General features: G+C 70.7%; 2 protein-coding genes and 1 pseudogene. All 3 read right to left on the minus strand.

Annotation, left to right across the window (positions count from 1 at the left end):
• Nucleotides 1–867, minus strand: an 867-nt coding sequence (locus VHK87_RS13765) for a DUF3089 domain-containing protein (protein ID WP_329635459.1), incomplete at its 3' end; no start/stop codon positions are given.
• Nucleotides 867–1,868: an ADP-glyceromanno-heptose 6-epimerase gene (gene rfaD / locus VHK87_RS13770; protein WP_329635460.1), complete on the minus strand. Its 1,002-nt coding sequence runs from the start codon at nt 1,866–1,868 to the stop codon at nt 867–869. The genes VHK87_RS13765 and rfaD, both read right to left, overlap by 1 nt.
• Nucleotides 1,865–2,052, minus strand: a pseudogene (locus tag VHK87_RS13775) (bifunctional heptose 7-phosphate kinase/heptose 1-phosphate adenyltransferase); the annotation flags it as partial. The gene rfaD and the pseudogene VHK87_RS13775, both read right to left, overlap by 4 nt.

Here is a 2,052-nt window from a genome sequence, read left to right on the forward strand (position 1 = left end):
ATTGAGCCTCGGCGCCGCCGGGGCGTCGGCGACGGCCCCCAGCAGCGGATTGAAGCACAGCGGCGTGCGGCCCTTGAGGTTGTCCAGGTGCCCGCCGTCCCAGACCAGCGAGCGGTCGAGGATCGCCTGCGCCCGCTCCGGCTCGTCGGCGAAGGCCGAGGCCCAGGCGGCCACGCAGCCGGTCTGGCGCGGTTTGAGGCAGGGCGGGGCTGGCGGGGCGTCCGCCGGCACGACGGTCTCGATCAGATAGGCCGCGGCCATCCGCTGGCGCAGCATCGGGTTGGGCATGATCTCCTCGGTGATCAGCCGCGTGGCCAGGGTGCCGCCCTGCTCCACCCCGACGATCACGAAGGGCCGTCCGCCGTTCGCGCTGGCGGCGTAGTGGCGGAAGGCGGCGACGACGTCCTCGTAGGCGAAGCGGCGGGCCTCGCGGGCGTCCTCCCGAAGCGTGAGCAGGGAATAGAGGCTCGCCTGCCGGTATCTCGGCGCATAGACGCGCCCCACTCGCACGAACGGGCCGACGTAGTTGGGCGCCATCACCCGCCGGAACAGCCGCTCGGACTTGCCCTCGCCGATGGGCGCGTTCCAGTGCTCGCCGCCGTCGTAGGTGGTGGGCGCGAGGAAGAAGATGTCGGCGTGAGGGTCGCCGGGCCGGGCGGGGCGTCCGGGCGCCAGCGCCCAGGCCTGCGGCTCTCGGTAATCCGGGGCCGGCGGCGGCGTGTAGGTCTGGAACGGCACCCGCGGGTCCAGACCCGTGCGCAGGATGTCCTCGCGGTAGACGATCCCCGCCGCTCCGATCAGCAGCGCCAGCCCGGCCAGGGCGGCGACCGCCCAGCGCGGCAGGCGGCGGGCGGCGCGCTCGGCCACTAGCGGTGGGGGTCGGGCTGGCTCAGGAAGCGCTCGACGTAGTCGCCGATCCCCTCCTCCAGCGGCGTGAAGGGCGCCGCGTAGCCAGCCTCGCGCAGCCGGTCCATCCTCGCCTCGGTGAAGTACTGGTACTTGTCCCGGATTGCCGGCGGCATGGGCGTGTACTCGATCTGGGCGTTCTTGCCGGCGGCCGCGAACACCGCCCGGGCCATGTCCTCGAAGGTGCGCGCCTGGCCTGAGCCCAGGTTGTAGATGCCGTTCACCTGCGGATTGCGGACCAGCCACTCGACGACGTCGGCCACGTCGCGGACGTAGATGAAGTCGCGCTTCTGAGCCCCGTCCGGCACGTCCGGCCGGTAGGACTTGAAGAGCTGCACCGCGTGGCCTTCGCGCACCTTGGGCCAGATCTGCGAGGCCACCGACTTCATCGAGTGCTTATGCTCTTCGTTGGGCCCGTAGACGTTGAAGAACTTCAGTCCCACCCACTGCGGCGGCGCGTAGTCGCGCAGCGCCTGGCGTTGGGCGAAAAGGTCGAAGAGCGCCTTCGACCAGCCGTAGGTGTTCAGGGGCCGGAGCGCCGCCAGGGCCTCGTAGTCGTTGTCGTCGGTGAAGCCGCCATCGCCCGCGCCGTAAGTCGCCGCCGAGGAGGCGTAGATCAGCCGCCGCTGGTGGTCGGCGCACCAGCGGAACAGGTCACGCGACAGGGTGAAGTTGGAGTGGACGATCTTGTCCGCGTCCGGCTCGGTCGTGGACGAGATGGCGGCCATGTGGATCACCACTTCGACGTCGCGCCACCGCTTCTCCAGCCACTCGAACATGGCCTCGGGCGCGACGAAGTCGCCGATCGGATGCTTAGCGATGTTGCGCCACTTGCCGAGCTCGGCCTCGTGCAGCCGGTCGCAGACCACCACGTCGAGGCTGCGGTCCTCGGCCAGCTTGGCCACGATGTTGGAGCCGATGAAGCCGGCCCCGCCGGTGACGAACGCGATCCGGCGGGTCATCGGTTGGTCCCGGTCATGCGCGCGATGGCGGCGGTGGTGGAGAAGCCCTCGACGATCGCCGCCAGCCGCACGTCGCCGCCCCAGGAGCGAACCTCCTTGGCTCCGACCACCTCGGCCTCGGTGTAGTCGGAGCCCTTGATCAGCACGTCGGGGCGGGCCGCTTCGATCAGCTTGATGGGCGTGT

The organism is Phenylobacterium sp. (assembly GCF_036263695.1).
Taxonomy (GTDB): Bacteria; Pseudomonadota; Alphaproteobacteria; order Caulobacterales; family Caulobacteraceae; genus Phenylobacterium.